Here is a 17,123-nt window from a genome sequence, read left to right as displayed (position 1 = left end):
GGCCGCGACGGGCGAAGATCGACCGCCCATATTCTAGGTGTGGCGCGCGAACATCCGGTCACCGCGCGGGCGGATTCCACAGTTGACGTCCTGCCGACGTGGGCGTCCCGGCGAGGCCTGGAGCTGCGCTCAGGCGACGAGGCCCGCGGGCAGCTGCATCGTGATGCAGTGGAGGCTGCCGTTCTGCCAGATCAGTGACCGGCACGGCACCGCGACGACTTCGCGGTCGGGGAAGGCCTCGGCAAGGACCGCCTGAGCGCGCGCATCGGCGGGGTCGCCATAGGCCGGCATCAAGACCGCGCCGTTGACGATCAGGAAGTTGGCGTAGCTGGCCGCGAGCCGGCGCCCCTCGTCGACGATGGGCTGGGGCCACGGCAGCGGGAACAGCCGGTAGGGCTGCCCGTCCGCGGTGCGCAGCGCCGCGATCTCGTCGGCCATTGCCTGCAGCTCGGCATGGTGCGAATCGTCCGGGTCGTCGCACGACTGGAAGGTGATGGCGTCCGGGCCCGCGAACCGGGCGAGCGTGTCGACGTGGGCGTCGGTGTCGTCGCCCTCGAGGTAGCCGTGATCCAGCCACAGCACGCGGTCCTGCTTGAGCCAGCCCGACAGTTTGGCGGTCAGCTCGTCGCGGGACAGCTGGGGATGGCGCTCATGCAGGCACTGCCACGTGGTCAGCAGCGTGCCGGCGCCGTCGGTTTCGATGGCGCCGCCTTCCAAAGCAAAATCAATGCTTTGCCGCACACTATTTGCAAACAGGTTCAATCCGTCGAGCCCCTCGACGAGGCGGTCGTCGAGGCTCGCGTCGAACTTGCCGCCCCAGCCGGTGAAGCGGAAATCGAGCAGGCGGAAGGACGCACCCTGGCGCAGGGTGATCGGGCCGGAGTCGCGCAGCCAGGTGTCGTCGTAGGCGAGCGGGACGAAGGTGACCCGGCCCATGTCGACACGCGCGGACGACAGGCGCGCGCGGGCGTAGGCCTCGACGTCGTCGTCCGCAACGCAGATCAGGACCGGTTCGAGCCGGGTGATCGCCCCGACCAGGGCGATGTAGGTGTCTTCGACCTCACCGAGGCGCTCGGCCCAGTCGGTGTCGGCATGCGGCCACGCAATCAGGACCGCGGACTGGGGCTCCCACTCCGCGGGGAAGCGCAGGACATCGTGATTCATCGAATTCCTAGCGAACGGGCGGCTTCGGTCCGATCTCTTCGGCGCCGGCCTTGTTGGCGACCACGTCGATCACCTTGTTCTTCTCGAAGTACACGGTGAAGGCCGGATAGACCCAGCGGTTGATCTGCGGCCACTGGCGCTTCTGGCCGCCACGCGGGTCGAGGCGCTCGGTCGGCGCGCCGTAGCGCGACTCGACCTGGGCCATCGACAGGCCGCGGGTCGGCATGGCGGCGCGGTTCTCCTCCTGCACGCGCTCGATCAGCAGCGTGTCGGCGGACGCGAGGCCCGCGACGGCCAGCAGGGCGAACAGCGGAGCGGCAGCGATGGCGGTTTTGATCGAACGGGCTTTCATGGCGTGTCACTCCCCAGTGGACGGGCGATTGTAGGCACAACCCTGCAACGCAGGGCACCACGCGGCCGTCACGTTTTGCGGGACCGGCAATGCAGAAGGCCGCCTTGCGGCGGCCTTCGGTCGATGCAGCCCGGAAAACCGGGCGCCGCCGCTACTCAGCGCTGGCGCGCCTTGAAACGCGGGTTCGACTTGCAGATCACGAAGACCTTGCCACGACGGCGGACGACCTTGCAGTCGCGGTGGCGGGCCTTCGCCGACTTCAGGGAGGACAGGACCTTCATGACAGACCTCGAAAACGGGAAGAGGAAAAGTTAGCCCGCGATTGTAGCCGTCATTTTCCCGTTCGATCAAGTGGTTGCGTGGAGAAGGTGGGCGGCCGGGCGGTCGGACCGCCGCGGGGAGCGGCATGCCACCCCGCATAATGTGGGAATGAACAGCACCCACACCTCCAGTTCCGTCCCCGTCCTGACCATCGACGGACCCTCCGGCTCCGGCAAGGGCACCATCAGCCGCCGCGTCGCCGACCGCCTCGGCTGGCATTACCTCGACTCCGGCGCGCTGTACCGGGCGATCGGCGTCGCGGCCGGCTGGGCCGACGTCGACCTGGCCGATTCGTCCGCGGTCGTGCGCTGCACCTTCGACACCGAGATCGGCTTCCGGGACGCCCCCAATGGCGAGCTGCGGGTCCTGGTGGACGGCATCGACGCCACCGACGAACTGCGGACCGAAACGGCAGGGGCCGCCGCGTCGGCGATTGCCGCCATCCCGGAGGTCCGCTCGGCGCTTAAGGAGCGCCAGCGCGCTTTCCGCCAGCCGCCGGGGCTCGTGGCCGACGGCCGCGACATGGGGACCGTCATCTTCCCTGACGCCGCCCATAAGGTGTTCTTGACCGCCAGCGCCGAGGAACGGGCCGAAAGACGCTATAAGCAGTTGATGGAAAAAGGGGTTTCCGTTACATTGGCGGGTCTGCTGCGGGAGATTCTCGCCCGCGACGCCCGCGACGCCCAGCGCGCGGTGGCACCGCTGCGACCGGCCGAAGACGCCGTGCGCATCGACACCACCGGCCTGGGTATCGACGAGGTCGTCGATCGCGTGCTGGCGCTGTTGCCGGCCCGCTGATCGAGCGTCCACCGCGGCAGGCAAGGCCCGATCCGCAATCCCGCGGACGGTATCCACCAACAACACATGGCGCGCGTCACGGCGCCACATCGACGGGTGGGTCGACCACGTGCTGCTTGAGCCGTCCCGGTGGACGGACATGACAGCCGGTGCGGCCCGTGTGTTCAACCGAGTAATACTCCAATGACCGAATCATTTGCCGAGCTGTTCGAACAAAGCCAGACCAATCTGGCCAAGCTGAAGCCGGGCGCCATCGTCACCGGCATCGTCGTGGAAGTCCGCGGCGACGTGGTGGTGATCAACGCCGGCCTGAAGTCCGAAGGCATCGTGCCGATCGAACAGTTCCGGAACGACGCCGGCGAGATCGACGTGGGCGTGGGCGACGAAGTCAAGGTCGCCCTCGACTCGATCGAGAACGGCTTCGGCGAGACCGTGCTCTCGCGCGAGAAGGCCAAGCGCGCGATGGTGTGGGACGAGCTCGAGCAGGCGCTCGAGAAGAACGAGACCATCACCGGCCGCATCAGCGGCAAGGTCAAGGGCGGCTTCACCGTCGACATCAAGGACGTGCGCGGCTTCCTGCCGGGCTCCCTGGTCGACGTGCGCCCGGTCCGCGACTCGGCCTACCTCGAGGGCAAGGAACTCGAGTTCAAGCTCATCAAGCTCGACCGCAAGCGCAACAACATCGTCGTCTCCCGCCGTGCGGTGGTTGAGAGCGAGTACAGCGTCGAGCGCGAGCAGCTGATGGAGAAGCTGCAGGAAGGCGCGATCCTGAAGGGCGTCGTCAAGAACCTCACCGATTACGGTGCGTTCGTCGACCTCGGCGGCATCGATGGTCTGCTGCACATCACCGACATGGCGTGGAAGCGCGTGCGCCATCCGAGCGAAGTGGTCGAAGTCGGCCAGGAGCTCGACGTCCGCGTGCTCAAGTACGACCGCGAGCGCAACCGCGTCAGCCTCGGCCTCAAGCAGCTGGGCGAGGATCCGTGGGACAACATCGCCCGCCGCTACCCGGCCAACACCCGCGTGTTCGGCAAGGTTTCCAACGTCACCGACTACGGCGCGTTCGTCGAGATCGAGCCGGGCGTCGAAGGCCTGGTGCACGTCTCCGAGATGGACTGGACGAACAAGAACGTCAACCCGTCGAAGATCGTGCAGGTCGGCGACGAAGTGCAGGTCATGGTCCTGGATGTCGACGAGGAGCGTCGCCGCATCTCGCTGGGCATGAAGCAGGTGTCGTCCAACCCGTGGGAGACCTTCGCGGCCATCCACAAGAAGGGCGACAAGGTCGAAGGCCAGATCAAGTCGATCACCGACTTCGGCATCTTCATCGGCCTGGACGGCGGCATCGACGGTCTGGTGCACCTGTCCGACCTCAGCTGGAGCACCACCGGCGAGGACATGGTCCGCAACTTCAAGAAGGGCGACACGCTCGAGGCCGTCGTGCTGGCGGTCGATCCGGAGCGCGAGCGCATCAGCCTGGGCGTCAAGCAGCTCGAGCAGGACCCGATGGGCCAGTACGTCGCGTCCAACGCGAAGGGCTCGATCGTCAAGGGCATCGTCAAGGAAGTCGACGCCAAGGGCGCCGTGGTCGAGCTCGAGGGCGGCGTGGAGGGCTACGTGGCCGCCCGCGACATCGCCAAGGAGCGCGTCGACGACGCCTCGCACCACCTGAAGATCGGCCAGGAAATCGAAGCCAAGATCATCGGCAACGATCGCAAGGGCCGCAGCATGCAGCTGTCGATCAAGGCGAAGGACGAAGCGGAGCAGCAGGAGGCCCTGGCCGACTACAACCGCCAGACCTCGGACGCCGCCAGCGGCACGACCAAGCTGGGCGCGCTCCTGCGCGAGCAGCTGGGCAGCAAGGGCGAGTAATCGCCCCGGCTCGCAGCGCCTTCGAAGGCGGCCCGGCTTCGGCCGGGTCGCCTTCCATTTGCGCCACCGATTCCGCGTCTGCAACACCCACCGTCCGTAGCGAGCATCCCGCGTTTCGCCCATGACCAAGTCCGAACTGATCGAGATCCTGTCGCAGCGTCAGGCCCACCTGAAGGGCGAGGACGTGGATCTCGCGGTGAAGGCCCTGCTCGAAATGATGGGCGGCGCACTCGCGACCGGGGAGCGGATCGAGATCCGCGGCTTCGGCAGTTTTTCCCTGCATTACCGTCCGCCGCGCCTCGGGCGCAATCCGAAGACCGGCGAATCGGTCGCGCTGCCGGGCAAGCACGTTCCACACTTCAAGCCGGGCAAGGAGCTGCGCGAGCGCGTCAGCGACGTGATCCCGCGCGACGACGCCGAGTGAGCGCCGCCAGCGACGCTGGCGTGCCACCCGATTCACCCTTCCTGATGTCCGTTAAGCTAGGCAGGTCCGAGGGGCCTCCTGGAGATGCCATGCGTTTGCTTCGACTCCTCGTCGCCGTGGCCTTCGTCGCGATGGGCGCCATCGTCGGCGCACTGAACCGGCAGCCCACGATCGTCGACGCCGGATTCGCCCTGATTCCCACCACGCTCGGCGTGGCCCTGCTGACGACGCTGCTGCTCGGCGTCGCGCTGGGCGGTCTGGCCGTTACTGCAAGCCTGGTGCTGCCGCTGCGCCGTCGCATCGCGCGACTGCAGCGCGAACGCATCGCCCCCCCGTCGCCTGGCGCCTGATCCTATGGCCTTCATCAACGAGTGGTTCTGGTTCTTCCTGCTGCTGCCGCTCGCCGCGGTCAGCGGATGGGTGATTGGCCGCCGCGGAGGCGAGCGCCACAGCAATACCCAGGTCAGCCGCTTGTCGACGACCTATTTCCGCGGACTCAACTATCTGCTCAACGAGCAGCCCGACAAGGCGATCGAGCTGTTCCTGCACATCGCCGAACTCGACAAGGACACCTTCGAGACGCAGGTTGCGCTCGGCCATCTGTTCCGCCGCCGGGGCGAAGTCGACCGCGCGATCCGCCTGCACCAGGCGCTGGTCCAGCGGCCGGGACTGAGCGACCAGCAGAAGGTCCAGGCGCTGCTGGCGCTGGGCGAGGACTACATGCGCTCTGGCCTGCTCGACCGGGCCGAGACGGTGTTCGGCGACCTCGCCCAACTCGACGTGCGTGCGCCGCTGGCGCTGCGGCACCTGATCGGCATCTACCAGTCGGAACGCGACTGGGACAAGGCGATCGAGAATGCGCGACGGTTCGAGGAAGTCACCGGCGAACCGATGGGCAAGCTGATCGCCCAGTTCGAATGCGAACTGGCGGACCGCCATCGCGCGGCGGGGGAGGTCGACGCCGCGCGTGCTGCCGTCGCCCGCGCCTACCAGGCCGACGCCAACTCGGTGCGCGCGGGCATGATCGAAGGTCGCATCGAGATCGAGGCCGGCAACGATGCCGGCGCCGTGCGCTCGTTCGAGCGCGTCGCCCGCGCCGATCCCGACTACCTGCCGGAAGTACTGCCGTCGCTGCTGACCTGCTATGAGCGCTCCGGCGACCTGCCGGGTGCGCGCGCGTTCCTGTCCGAAATGTGCGAGCACTACCGCGGCATCGCGCCCGTACTCGCGCTGACGCGCATGGTCGAGGCCGAGGATGGCGTTGCCGCGGCACGCGCCTACCTTGCGCGTCAGCTCAAGGACCGGCCGTCGGTGCGCGGTGAAGCGGCGCTCATCGACCTGACGCTGGCCGAAGGCGCCGACCCCATGGCCACGCTGCAGGACCTCAAGCACATCACCGATCAGCTGCTGGTGCGCAATCCCAGCTACCGCTGCAACCGGTGCGGCTTCGGTGCGCGCAGCCACCATTGGCAATGCCCCAGCTGCAAGGAGTGGGGCACCGTGAAGCCGCTGTTGAACTACGCCGTCGTCTGAGCATGCTGGTCTGGTGCGGGGTCCTGTTCGCGATCAGCGTGCTCGGCACGTGGCTGGCGCTGGGCTACGCGCGCCAGCGGCAGCTGCTCGACCACCCCGGGGAGCGTCGCAGCCATCGCGTGCCGACCCCTCGCGGCGGCGGGGTGGGGGCGGTGATTGCGCTGGCCGTGGCGGCCGCGGCTCTGCTCGCGCGCTTCCCGGAGGACGCCTTGCTGCTCGCGGCGTTCCTGGCGTCGCTTCTTCTTGTCGCGGGCGTTGGCTGGGTCGATGACCACCGCCCGCTGTCGGCGCGGGCACGGCTCGGGGTGCATGCGCTGGCCGGCGTCGTGCTGGCCGGTGCGGTCTGGACCACCGGCGGAGGCGGGGCGATGGCGGCCACCGCGTTCGTGGCGGTGCTGGTGCTGACGAATGCGTGGAACTTCATGGACGGCATCGACGGCATCGCGGCGACGCAGGCCGCGGTGGTGGCGGCCGGTCTGGCCGCGGCCACCGGCGGCGCCTGGACCTGGCTGGCCCTTGCCCTATTGGCCGCGGCGGCCGGATTCCTGCCGTTCAACCTCCCGCGTGCGCGGATCTTCCTCGGCGACGTCGGCAGCGGCGCGCTGGGGCTGACGGTGGCCGCGCTGGTCGTGGTCGCCGGCCGCGCCGATCCAACGAGCTGGTTGCTGCTCTTGCTGCCGCTGTCGGCGTTCCTCGTCGACACGGGCCTCACATTGCTGCGGCGTATCGTCCGGCGGGAGCGGTGGTGGACGGCGCACGTGCAGCACGCCTACCAGCGGCTCGCGGCCCGGACAGGGGGGCACGCGCGGGTCACGACGGGTTACGCGGCTTGGACCGCGGTGTCGGTCGTGCTCATGCTGCTGATCCGGCAAACCAGTCCGGGTTTCGTATTCAGTGTAGTGATGGCGTGGTATATCGTCGCCGCGGCGCTGTGGGTCTGCGCGCAGTACTGGACGCGTTCCGTCGCATCGAAGGACCGGGAGCAAGGGTGGCAATGAGTGGTTGGCGCGAGAACGTAAAGGTCGGACTGCCGCGGCTGGCGGTGGTCGCCCACGATCTGATCATGGTCTGGGTGGCCTGGTATGGCCTGCACCAGCTGCGCTTCGGCCTGATGGACAACCCGCCGCCGTTCCCGGCCTGGTCCACCGAGACCGCGCTGGTGCTTTCCGCGCAGGCGCTGGTGTTCTGGCAGGTCGGGCTGTACCGCGGCCTGTGGCGCTTTGCCAGCGTGCCCGACCTGTGGAACATCGTGAAGGCGTGCGTGATCGGCGTGACGGCGATCATCGTGCTCCTCGTGCTCTACAGCCGGATGGAGGGCATCTCCCGGGCGGCCGTGGCCCTTTATCCGTGCGTTCTCGCCGCACTGCTCGGGGCGCCGCGTCTTCTCTATCGCGCCTGGAAGGACGCCAATCACCAGGGGCGCGACGCCAACTCGGTGCGCATCCTGATCCTCGGCGCGGGCGGCGCGGGCGAAGCGCTGATCCGCGACCTTCGCCGGGTCGGCTCGTACAACCCGGTCGGCCTGCTGGACGACGCGGGGCGCCTGCGCGGCAGCAAGGTGCAGGGCGTCCCGGTGCTCGGACGCATCGACGAAGTCGCCGAGATCGCCCGCGAGACCGCGGCCAAGCTGCTCGTCATCGCGATGCCATCGGCCGATGCCGATGCGCTGCAGCGCGTTGTCGTCGCCTGCGAGAAGACCGGCCTGCCGTTCCGGATGGTGCCGCGCCTGCAGGACGTGCTCGAGGGCAAATCGCTGCCCGGCGAGCTGAAGGAAGTGGCGATCGAGGACCTGCTCGGACGCAAGCCGGTGATGCCCGACTGGAAGGCGATCCGCGGCTGGCTTGGCGGCCGGTCGGTGATGATCACCGGCGCCGGCGGCTCGATCGGTTCTGAGCTTTGCCGCCAGTGCGCGCGCCACGGCGCCAAGCGGATTGCGCTGGTCGAGGTCGACGAACTGGCATTGACCACGACCGAAGCCGCGCTGCACCGCGACTTCCCCGACATCGAGCTGGTGTGCGTGCTCGGCGACTGCGGCGATCCGGCCGTCATCGCGCACGCGCTGCGCCGGGCCGAACCCGAGGCCGTCTTCCACGCCGCCGCGTACAAGCAGGTGCCGCTGCTGCAGACGCAGCTGCGCGAGGCGGTACGCAACAACGTGCTGGCCACGGAAACCGTCGCCCGCGCGTGCCGCGAATCCGGCGTCGGCACGTTCGTGCTGATCTCGACCGACAAGGCCGTCGATCCGGTCAACGTGCTCGGCGCGACCAAGCGGCTGGCGGAGATGGCGTGCCAGGCACTGGCGCTGCAGCACGCGACGCGGTTCGTGACCGTGCGCTTCGGCAATGTCCTCGACTCGGCCGGCAGCGTCGTGCCGCTGTTCCGCGAGCAGATCCGCAGCGGCGGTCCGGTGACGGTGACCGATCCTGAGGTCACGCGGTTCTTCATGACGATTCCAGAGGCCTGCCAGCTGATCCTCCAGGCGTCGGCCATCGGCACGCACGAGGCGATCTACACGCTCGACATGGGCGAGCCAGTGCCGATCCGGCTGCTCGCCGAGCAGATGATCCGGTTGGCCGGCAAGCAGCCCGGTCGCGACGTGGCGATCGTCTACACGGGGCTGCGTCCCGGCGAAAAGCTCCACGAGACGCTGTTCCACGCCGATGAGCGATACCGCCCCACCGGGCACCCGAAGATCCTTCAAGCCGAGCCGCGCGACATCGCCGCGGCGAGCATCCACGCGTCGCTCGACCAGCTGCGCGAGGCGAGCGTGCGGTACGAGGTCGAGTCGCTCGCGTCGCTGCTGCGCCTGGCGGTGCCGGAGTTCCAGCCGCTCGCGGTGGACATGAAGACGCCCGACGCACGCAACACGGTGGTTGCGTTTCCGGCGCGCAGCGCCAGGAAGATTTGATGGCCGTGGCCCCGTCGTCGACGCGCATCCGCAAGGCGGTCTTTCCCGTCGCCGGCCTCGGCACGCGCTTCCTCCCGGCCACAAAAACCGTGCCGAAGGAAATGCTGCCGATCGTCGACAAGCCGCTGATCCAGTACGCGGTGGACGAGGCGATCGAGGCTGGCTGCGACACCCTGATTTTCGTCACCAACCGCTATAAGCATGCGGTGGCGGACTATTTCGACAAGGCGTACGAGCTAGAACAGAAGCTCGAGAAGGCCGGCAAGACCGAGCAGCTCGAGCTGGTGCGCAACGTGCTGCCGTCCGGCGTGCGAGCCGTGTTCGTGACTCAGGCCGAGGCGCTGGGTCTGGGCCACGCCGTGCTGTGCGCGCGCGCGGTCGTCGGCAACGAGCCGTTCGCGGTCGTGCTGCCCGACGACCTGATCTGGAACCGCGGCCCGGGCGCGCTCAAGCAGATGGCCGATGCCGCACAGGCCTCGGGCAGCAGCATCATCGCCGTGCAGGACGTGCCGCGCTCGCAGACGGGCAGTTACGGCATCGTCGCGACGGACGCCTTCGACGGCCGGCAGGGGCGCATCAACGCGATCGTCGAAAAGCCGCGGCCCGAGGACGCGCCCAGCAACCTCGCCGTGGTCGGCCGCTACGTGCTGAACCCGCGCATCTTCGAGCTGCTCGAGTCGACGACGCCCGGCGCCGGCGGTGAGATCCAGCTTACCGATGCGATCGCGGCGCTGCTGCGCGAGGAGAAGGTCAATGCGTACCGTTTCCAGGGCACGCGATTCGATTGCGGCACCCACCTGGGCCTGATCGAGGCGACCATCCGCTACGCCCTCGACCACGAGTCGCTGAGCGACTCGGCGCGCCAGTTGATGCAGAACGCGCTGGACGAATTGGGCGTCGAAGAACTGGGCTGATCCGCGCGTTCGGAGTCGTACGAGCGACGGGTCAGCCGAACCGGAACCACGCCCAGGCGGTCCAGCCGATCAGCAGCCCAGCCAGAGCGAGCGCGGCGGTGCCGCCCAGTTCGACGCGGCGTGCCCACGCCAGCGCCGGCGCGTCGCGCAGCACGCGGACGTCGCGGAGCGTCTTGGCTTCGCGCGGCGGAAAGCGTCCTTCGATGCGCGAGGCCAGTGCAAAGCGGCGCAGGTGCAGGCCCAGTCCAGCCGCCGGCGCGGCCAGCCCGATGCCCAGCGCGACGAACAACATGCGCAGCCAGTCTCGGGTCGTGGCCGGGTCGCTGGTGGCCAGGTTGTCGGCCAGCGACTGCAACCACACGTTGAGCTGCCACAGCAGCACGCCGCACAGGACGACCGCGACGCCCAGCAGGGCGAGGCTGCGGCTGCGGTAGGCTTTGTCGGCGTGATGGATTTCCATGGCGCTCCCCCGAATGCGCCGTCATCAGACCCGTTGGTCCCCTCGCATGTCCAGACCGCCGATCAGCTATTACCGTGCAACCGTCGCGGATCGCGCGTTCGGCCCGCCGCTGGCGGGCGTCGAGGACGCGAGCGTCTGCGTCATCGGCGGCGGATTCGCCGGGCTGAACACCGCCCTGGGCCTGGTCGAGCGCGGCGAGCGCGATGTCGTGCTCATCGAGTCCGACTCCATCGGCCACGGCGCCTCGGGTCGCAATGGCGGTTTCGTGTTCGGCGGCTTCTCGCTCGGCGAAGACGCGCTGCGCCGCCAGCTCGGCGATGCACGCGCCCGGCGGCTCTACGCGGGCACGCGTGCTGCCGTCGAACGCATCCGCGGTCGCATCGACCGCTACGCCATCGACTGCGACCGGGTGGACGGCGGGGTGCTGTGGGCGAACTGGTTCCGCGATCGCGAGGTGCTGCGCGATCGCCAACGGCTTCTGGCCGAGCACTACGGCGTCGAGTGGACCTGGATCGACGAGGCCGAGCTGCGCACGCGCGTCCGCAGCGCCCGCTACCACGACGGGCTGTTCGAGGCGGACGCGTTCCACTTCCACCCGCTCAAGTACGCGCACGGCCTGGCATCCACGCTGGTGGGGAGCGGCGTGCGCGTGCACGAAGGCACGCCGGCGGTGTCGCTCTCACCGGACGGCAGCGGCTGGCGCGTGCGCACGCCGGCGGGCGAGGTCCGCGCGCGCCAGGTCGTCCTCGCCTGCGGCGGCTACCTCGCGGGACTGCGACGGCGGGTCGACGCCTCGGTGCTGCCGATCGCCACCTACGTCATGGTCACCGAGCCGCTCGGCGACCGGATGGCTTCCGTGCTGACCACGTCGTCCGCCGTGTACGACACCCGTTTCGCCTTTGACTACTACCGCCCGCTGCCGGATACCCGGCTACTGTGGGGCGGCCGGATCTCGGTGCTGGACCGATCACCGGCGTCAGTGGAGCGCCTGCTCGTCGGCGACATGCTCAAGGTATTCCCGCAGTTGGAAGGCGTGCGGATCGACCACGCATGGTCGGGCCTGATGAGCTATGCGCGGCACCAGATGCCGCAGATCGGGGAAATCGAGCCGGGACTGTGGGTGGCGCAGGCGTTTGGCGGCCACGGCGTCGCGCCCACGACGTTCGCCGGCGAGGCGGTGGCGGCGGGCATCGCCGATGGCGACACCGCCTGGCACGACCTGCGCGATTACGGGTTGGCATCGGCCATGAAGCCGGCCGGATTCTTCGCCGCGCAGCTCAGCTACTGGTGGGCCGAGGGCCGTGACGCCTGGAAGGACTGGAGCGAACGGCGCGGCGCCGGGTAGGGCAAAGACCCCTTCAGCGCCGCTCTGCGTTTCTCGGAAGGCCGAAACCCCGACGCCGGCCCTCTCAGCTGGCCGGCGTCGGGCAACGGGGGCAGGTCACAGCGACTCGAACACGCCCGCCGCGCCCATGCCGGTGCCGATGCACATGGTCACCATGCCGTACTTCTGCTGGCGACGGCGTAGGCCGTGCACGATCGTGGCGGTCCGGATCGCGCCGGTGGCGCCGAGCGGGTGGCCCAGCGCGATCGCGCCGCCGAGCGGGTTGACCTTGGACGGGTCGAGACCGCAGTCCTGGATCACGGCCAGCGCCTGCGCTGCGAACGCCTCGTTGAGCTCGATCCAGTCGAGCTGGTCCTGGGTCAGTCCGGCCTGCTTGAGCGCCTTCGGAATCGCGGCGATCGGGCCGATGCCCATCACCTCCGGGCGCACGCCGGCGACTGAGAAGCTGACGAAGCGGGCGAGCGGGGTGAGCCCGTAGTCCTTGATCGCCTGTTCCGAAGCCAGCAGGACCGCGCCGGCGCCGTCGGACATCTGCGAGCTGTTGCCGGCCGTCACGCTGCCGCCGAACTGGCCGTTGCGGAACACCGGACGCAGCTTGGCCAGGCCTTCGAGCGAGGTGTCGGGGCGCGGGCCTTCGTCGACCGCCACCATCGCCTGCTTCAACCGCACCGCGTTGCCGGCCAGGTCGGGCACGCGCGACACGACCTCGAACGGCGAGATCTCGCCGCTGAACTCGCCGGCCTGGATGGCCGCCATCGCCTTCTGGTGGGAGGCGAGGGCGAACGCGTCCTGCGCCTCGCGCGAGATCTTCCACTCCTCGGCGACCTTCTCGGCGGTGATGCCCATGCCGTAGGCGATCGCGACGTTCTCGTCGCGCGCGAACACGCTGGGGCTCAGCGCGACCTTGTTGCCCATCATCGGCACCATCGACATCGACTCGGTGCCGCCGGCGAGCATCAGGTCGGCGTTGCCGAGCCGGATCTGGTCGGCCGCCATCGCGACCGCCTGCAGGCCGGACGAACAGAAGCGGTTGATGGTCTGCGCGGCGATGGTGTTCGGCAGGCCGGCCAGCAGCACGCCGATGCGCGCCACGTTCATGCCCTGCTCGCCCTCGGGCATCGCGCAGCCGATGATCGCGTCGTCGATGCGGTTGACGTCGATGCCCGGCGCCTGCGCGACCACGCTGCGCAGCACGTGCGCGAGCAGGTCGTCCGGGCGGGTGTTGCGGAACGCCCCGCGCGGGGCCTTGGCCACCGCCGAGCGGGTGGCGGCGACGATGTACGCGTCCTGGACTTGCTTGTTCGAAGCTTGCTTGGTCATCTCGATGTCCTCGTCGTCGCTCAGTTGCGCAGCGGCTTGCCGGTCTTGAGCATGTGGGCGATGCGCTCCTGGGTCTTGGGCATCTCCGCCAGGGCCACGAAGTGCTCGCGCTCGAGCCGCAGCAGCCACTCCTCGTCGACCAGCGCGCCGCGGTCGACTTCCCCGCCGCACATGACGGTGGCGATGCGGGTGGCGATCTCGTAGTCGTGCGGCGAGATGAAGCGCCCCTCGAGCATGTTGACCAGCATCATCTTGAAGGTCGCGATCCCGACGTCACCTGCAACCTGGATGCGGCGGGCGGGCAGCGGCGGGCGGTAGCCGGCGTCGGCCATCGCGCGCGCCTGCTGGCGGGCAACGTGCAGCAGTTCGTGCGCGTTGAACACGACCACGTCGCTGTCGCGTGCGAGCTTCAGCTGGCGCGCCTCGAAGGCCGACGTCGACACCTTGCCCATCGCCACGCTCTCGAATGCGGTCTTGAGCTGGGCGAACACGTCGCCGCCCGGGCCGGCGGCCTCGGACGCGCGGACCGCGAACTCCTTCAGGCCGCCACCGGCCGGCAGCAGGCCGACTCCGGCTTCTACCAGCCCGATGTAGCTTTCCAGCCCGAACACCGTGCGCGCGGCGTGCATCTGGAACTCGCAGCCGCCGCCCAGGGCCATGCCGCGCACGGCCGCCACGATCGGCACCTGCGCGTACTTGATGCGCTGGCTGGTGGCCTGGAAGTTCGCGACCATCGCCTCGAACCCCGCCACGTCGCCGGCCTGCAGCAGGCCCAGCGCCCCGGCGAGGTCGGCGCCGGCGGAGAACGGCTCCTTCGGCTGCCAGATCACCAGGCCGCGGAAGTCGCGCTCGGCGATCGCGATCGCTTCCTGCAGTCCGCTCAGCACGTGGTCGCTGACGGTGTGCAGCTTGGTCTTGAAGCCGACCACGGCGATGTCGTCGCCGTCGTCCGCCCACAGGCGGACGCCGTCGTTCTCGAACAGGGTGCGGCCCTGCGAGAACTTTTCGCCGACCAGCGGATCGGGGAAGCGCTGGCGCCCGTAGACCGGATTGGTGGAGCGCGCGACCGCGTCGTTGCGGACCGGGCTGAAGCTGCCGGAGGCCGTATGCACGCCGTCGCGGCCGTCGAAGACCCAGTTCGGCAGCGGCGCGGCGCTCATTGCCTTGCCCGCGACGATGTCTTCGGCGATCCAGTCGGCGACCTGTTTCCAGCCGGCCGCCTGCCAGCTCTCGAACGGTCCCAGCGACCAGCCGTAACCCCAGCGCATCGCGAAGTCGACGTCGCGCGCGGTGTCGGCGATGTCGGCCAGGTGGTAGGCGCTGTAGTGGAAGGTGTCGCGGAACACCGACCACAGGAACTGGGCCTGAGGGTGGGCGCTCGCGCGCAGCGCGGCGAACTTCTTCGACGGGTCGCGTTCCTTCAGCAGCGCGGCGACGTCCGGATCGAGTTCACCCGCCGTGGCGCGGTAGTCGCGAGCCCCGACGTCGAGCACTAGGATGTCCTTGCCCCGCTTGGTGTAGAAGCCCGCGCCGGTCTTCTGCCCGAGCGCGCCCTTTTCGATCAGGCCACTCAGCCATGCCGGCGCCTTGAAGTAGCCGTGCCAGGGGTCGTCGGGCAGGGTGTCGGCCATGGTCTTGATGACGTGGGCCATGGTGTCGAGGCCGACCACGTCCGCGGTGCGGTAGGTCGCCGACTTCGGCCGGCCGATGGCCGGTCCGGTCAGGGCGTCGACGGCGTCGAAGCCGAGCCCGAACTGCGCCGTGTGGTGCATTGCGGCCAGCATCGAGAACACGCCGATGCGATTGCCGATGAAGTTCGGGGTGTCCTTGGCGATCACCACGCCCTTGCCGAGCGTGGTCGTCAGGAACGTTTCCAGCCCTTCGAGCACCGAGGCGTCGGTGGTCCGGGCCGGGATCAGCTCCGCCAGGTGCATGTACCGGGGCGGATTGAAGAAGTGCACGCCGCAGAAGCGGTGGCGGAGTTCCTCGGGCAGCACCTCGGCCAGCTTGTTGATGCCCAGGCCCGAGGTGTTCGACGCCAGCACCGTGTGCGCCGGGACGAACGGGGCGATCTTGCGGTACAGGTCCTGCTTCCAGTCCATGCGCTCGGCGATCGCCTCGATGATCAGGTCGCAGCCCTTCAGCAGTTCGAGCCCGGTCTCGTAGTTCGCCGGCACGATCCGCTCGGCCAGCGCCTTGTCCGCCAGCGGCGCGGGGCTGAGCTTTGCGAGGTTGGCGATGGCCTTGGTCACCACGCCGTTCGGGTCGCCGTCCTTCGCGGGGAGGTCGAACAGCACGGTGTCGACGCCGGCGTTGGTCAAGTGCGCGGCGATCTGCGCACCCATGACGCCGGCGCCGAGCACGGCGGCGCGCCGTACAAGCAGTTTGTTAGACATGTCGTTCAAGTCCTTGTGGGGATTGATTTTGGTGCTAAGGCGCCGTCAGCTCTTGAAGCCGGCGGCGGCAAAGCGGATCAGCTCGCGGGCGGCGCGCTCGCGGTGCGCGGCCTCGGTGACGCCCGAGGGCCGCTTGATCAGGCCGAAGTCGGCCATCGCGTAGGTCAGTGAGCCGGCCAGGAAGTCGAGTCGCCAATACAGCTCCTCCTTCGACAGGCCCGGGACGGCGCCGGCGATTGCCTTGGCGAATTCGCGCAGCACGTGTCCGTACTGATCTGACAGGAACTTGCGCAGTCCGTCGTTCTTTTCGGCGTAGGCGCGGGCGATCACCCGGATGAAGGCGCCGCCCCCGTGCCGGTCCTGCGCCATCGCCAGGGCGGGCTGGACAAAGGCGGCCAGGATCGGTTCCAGCTCGCCCGGATGCTCCTGCGTCGCGGCTTTCAGGGCGGCGAGGCGCTGCACGGTCATTTCGTCCATGCGGCGGCGGAAGACCTCGTTGACGAGGTTCTCCTTGCTGCCGAAGTGGTAGTTCACGGCCGCGATGTTCACGTCGGCGCGGCTGGTGACCTGGCGCAGCGACGTGCCGGTGAAGCCGAACTGGGCGAACAGTTCCTCGGCGGCGCCGAGGATGCGGTCCTTGGTCGAGAAGTGCGCGGAACTGGCCATCGGGTCGGTCCTGAATCAAACGCTTGTTTGATCGTAGTCCGGGCGGGACCCGCCGGTCAATCACCCTACGCCGTGACGGCGTGTGCAACTCCAATTCCGAGGGCGAATCCAGTAGAATCCTCCGTAGCCAAGTCGGCTAAACCCGCGTCCCGACGCGGGTTTTTCTGTTATCCTCGGGCACGAACCAACGGTTCCGCGGCCCGCCAACCCCGGAGAGTTTCCATGGCGCTGGAGCGCACCATTTCCATCATCAAGCCCGACGCGGTCGCCAAGAACGTCATCGGCGAGATCTACACCCGCTTCGAGAAGGCCGGCCTCAAGGTCGTCGCCGCCAAGATGAAGCACCTGTCGCGCGCCGAAGCCGAAGGCTTCTATGCCGTCCACCGCGAGCGTCCCTTCTTCAACGCGCTGGTCGAGTTCATGACCTCCGGTCCGGTGATGATCCAGGTGCTCGAGGGCGAGAACGCCGTGCTGAAGAACCGCGAGCTGATGGGTGCGACCAATCCGAAGGACGCAGCGCCGGGCACGATCCGCGCCGACTTCGCCGAAAGCATCGACGCCAACGCAGTGCACGGTTCGGACAGCCTCGAGAACGCGGCGATCGAGACCGCGTACTTCTTTCCGGCCACGGACGTCTACGCGCGCTGAGC

17 protein-coding genes are annotated in these 17,123 nt (G+C 68.7%); 10 read left to right on the top strand and 7 right to left on the bottom strand.

The features are described from left to right. Window positions 1–129: 129 nt before the first annotated feature. From D3A60_RS08535 to ykgO, 3 genes are all read right to left on the bottom strand, one after another. On the bottom strand, window positions 130–1,164 hold the full coding sequence (locus tag D3A60_RS08535) for an agmatine deiminase family protein (RefSeq protein WP_119718258.1): 1,035 nt from the start codon (window positions 1,162–1,164) through the stop codon (window positions 130–132). Window positions 1,165–1,171: 7 nt separating this feature from the next. After that, window positions 1,172–1,516, bottom strand: coding sequence for a hypothetical protein (locus tag D3A60_RS08530; RefSeq protein WP_119718257.1), 345 nt, complete (start codon window positions 1,514–1,516; stop codon window positions 1,172–1,174). A 155-nt stretch (window positions 1,517–1,671) separates the two neighbouring features. Further along, window positions 1,672–1,797 (bottom strand): type B 50S ribosomal protein L36, encoded by a 126-nt coding sequence (gene ykgO / locus D3A60_RS08525; protein WP_010342887.1) that lies wholly within the window; start codon window positions 1,795–1,797, stop codon window positions 1,672–1,674. Window positions 1,798–1,945: 148 nt separating this feature from the next. On the opposite strand from ykgO, the gene cmk reads away from it, so the two are divergent. From cmk to galU, 8 genes are all read left to right on the top strand, one after another. Then, window positions 1,946–2,635: a (d)CMP kinase gene (gene cmk / locus D3A60_RS08520; protein WP_119718256.1), complete on the top strand. Its 690-nt coding sequence runs from the start codon at window positions 1,946–1,948 to the stop codon at window positions 2,633–2,635. Window positions 2,636–2,818: 183 nt separating this feature from the next. Then, window positions 2,819–4,507 (top strand): 30S ribosomal protein S1, encoded by a 1,689-nt coding sequence (rpsA, locus tag D3A60_RS08515; protein ID WP_119718255.1) that lies wholly within the window; start codon window positions 2,819–2,821, stop codon window positions 4,505–4,507. Between the two features lie 121 nt (window positions 4,508–4,628). Further along, window positions 4,629–4,931, top strand: coding sequence for an integration host factor subunit beta (locus D3A60_RS08510; RefSeq protein WP_119718254.1), 303 nt, complete (start codon window positions 4,629–4,631; stop codon window positions 4,929–4,931). 89 nt (window positions 4,932–5,020) lie between these two features. Then, window positions 5,021–5,281, top strand: a complete 261-nt coding sequence (locus tag D3A60_RS08505) for a lipopolysaccharide assembly protein LapA domain-containing protein (protein ID WP_119718253.1) — start codon at window positions 5,021–5,023, stop codon at window positions 5,279–5,281. Window positions 5,282–5,285: 4 nt separating this feature from the next. Further along, window positions 5,286–6,464, top strand: a complete 1,179-nt coding sequence (gene lapB / locus D3A60_RS08500; protein WP_119718252.1) for a lipopolysaccharide assembly protein LapB — start codon at window positions 5,286–5,288, stop codon at window positions 6,462–6,464. Next, complete coding sequence (locus D3A60_RS08495) at window positions 6,404–7,462, top strand: MraY family glycosyltransferase (RefSeq protein ID WP_119718251.1); 1,059 nt, start codon at window positions 6,404–6,406, stop codon at window positions 7,460–7,462. The genes lapB and D3A60_RS08495 overlap by 61 nt, the downstream gene beginning before the upstream one ends. After that, complete coding sequence (locus D3A60_RS08490; RefSeq protein ID WP_119718250.1) at window positions 7,459–9,372, top strand: polysaccharide biosynthesis protein; 1,914 nt, start codon at window positions 7,459–7,461, stop codon at window positions 9,370–9,372. Before D3A60_RS08495 ends, D3A60_RS08490 begins: the two co-directional genes overlap by 4 nt. Then, window positions 9,372–10,286, top strand: coding sequence for a UTP--glucose-1-phosphate uridylyltransferase GalU (galU, locus tag D3A60_RS08485; RefSeq protein WP_119718249.1), 915 nt, complete (start codon window positions 9,372–9,374; stop codon window positions 10,284–10,286). The genes D3A60_RS08490 and galU overlap by 1 nt, the downstream gene beginning before the upstream one ends. Window positions 10,287–10,317: 31 nt before the next feature. Here the strand turns inward: galU and D3A60_RS08480 are convergent, their stop codons facing one another. Then, on the bottom strand, window positions 10,318–10,746 hold the full coding sequence (locus D3A60_RS08480) for a hypothetical protein (protein WP_119718248.1): 429 nt from the start codon (window positions 10,744–10,746) through the stop codon (window positions 10,318–10,320). A 46-nt stretch (window positions 10,747–10,792) separates the two neighbouring features. Here D3A60_RS08480 and D3A60_RS08475 point away from each other — a divergent pair, with 46 nt between their 5' ends. Beyond that, complete coding sequence (locus tag D3A60_RS08475) at window positions 10,793–12,091, top strand: NAD(P)/FAD-dependent oxidoreductase (RefSeq protein ID WP_119718247.1); 1,299 nt, start codon at window positions 10,793–10,795, stop codon at window positions 12,089–12,091. 96 nt (window positions 12,092–12,187) lie between these two features. On the opposite strand, the gene D3A60_RS08470 is transcribed toward D3A60_RS08475, so the two are convergent. From D3A60_RS08470 to D3A60_RS08460, 3 genes are read right to left on the bottom strand one after another with little or no spacing between them, the layout of a single operon-like run. Continuing rightward, window positions 12,188–13,411, bottom strand: coding sequence for an acetyl-CoA C-acyltransferase (locus D3A60_RS08470; protein ID WP_119718246.1), 1,224 nt, complete (start codon window positions 13,409–13,411; stop codon window positions 12,188–12,190). 20 nt (window positions 13,412–13,431) lie between these two features. After that, complete coding sequence (locus D3A60_RS08465) at window positions 13,432–15,807, bottom strand: 3-hydroxyacyl-CoA dehydrogenase/enoyl-CoA hydratase family protein (protein ID WP_119719049.1); 2,376 nt, start codon at window positions 15,805–15,807, stop codon at window positions 13,432–13,434. 45 nt (window positions 15,808–15,852) lie between these two features. Further along, on the bottom strand, window positions 15,853–16,473 hold the full coding sequence (locus D3A60_RS08460; protein WP_119718245.1) for a TetR/AcrR family transcriptional regulator: 621 nt from the start codon (window positions 16,471–16,473) through the stop codon (window positions 15,853–15,855). A 222-nt stretch (window positions 16,474–16,695) separates the two neighbouring features. Here D3A60_RS08460 and ndk point away from each other — a divergent pair, with 222 nt between their 5' ends. Next, a complete protein-coding gene (gene ndk, locus D3A60_RS08455) occupies window positions 16,696–17,121 on the top strand; it encodes a nucleoside-diphosphate kinase (RefSeq protein WP_119718244.1) in 426 nt (141 codons plus the stop codon). Window positions 17,122–17,123 lie beyond the last annotated feature (2 nt).

It is taken from the genome of Cognatilysobacter tabacisoli (assembly GCF_003586305.1).
Lineage (GTDB): Bacteria > Pseudomonadota > Gammaproteobacteria > Xanthomonadales > Xanthomonadaceae > Cognatilysobacter_A > Cognatilysobacter_A tabacisoli.
This window is presented reverse-complemented; position numbering and strand designations above follow the sequence as displayed.